This window comes from Candidatus Symbiopectobacterium sp. NZEC135 (assembly GCF_025962695.1).
In genome coordinates, this window is sequence record NZ_JAGFPF010001492.1 from 1 (window position 1) to 527 (window position 527).

General features: G+C 53.9%; 1 protein-coding gene. It reads right to left on the minus strand.

The window, feature by feature from the left end:
* Window positions 1–527, minus strand: a 527-nt coding sequence (locus J5224_RS35000; RefSeq protein ID WP_264629386.1) for an intracellular growth attenuator family protein, incomplete at both ends; no start/stop codon positions are given.

The window sequence follows — 527 nt, forward strand, 5'->3', positions numbered from 1 at the left end:
TCATCAGGCTGATAAACAGCAGCAGAAAAGCCGATGAAATCAATAGCGCTTCGCGAATGCCCGAGGCGTGATGCATCGCGAACTCTTCTCGCGTCTCTTTGCGAACGGCAACCAACTCGGCGCGTTCATTCCCTTCTTCACGAATCGAGGCATTACGCTCAGGCATTAACGGCGGCGGTAAAACGCCCTGATCGCTGTGCTCAACGCATTCACTCAAGGAATGTCCGTTGAGCGCAACGACCAGCGGAATTGAGCGGGTGTTGATCAGCTCGATATGGTTATTCTCGCTGATGTACTGTTCCCAGTCAGGAGGCAGGTGTATTTCTTGCGTATCAATGAAATAACGCCATTTGTTCGCGGTGCTGGTATTGAGCCCATAACGCGTAATGCTGTGGGTGAGCACATAGACGCGCGGATCCTGGCGGGTACGCGGTAGCACGGGCAACGCGCTGGACGCTGACAGTTGCAGATTGGCCATCGTCAAATAGCGTTCAATGGCGGCACGCTCATCGTGCGTTAATGTGCGT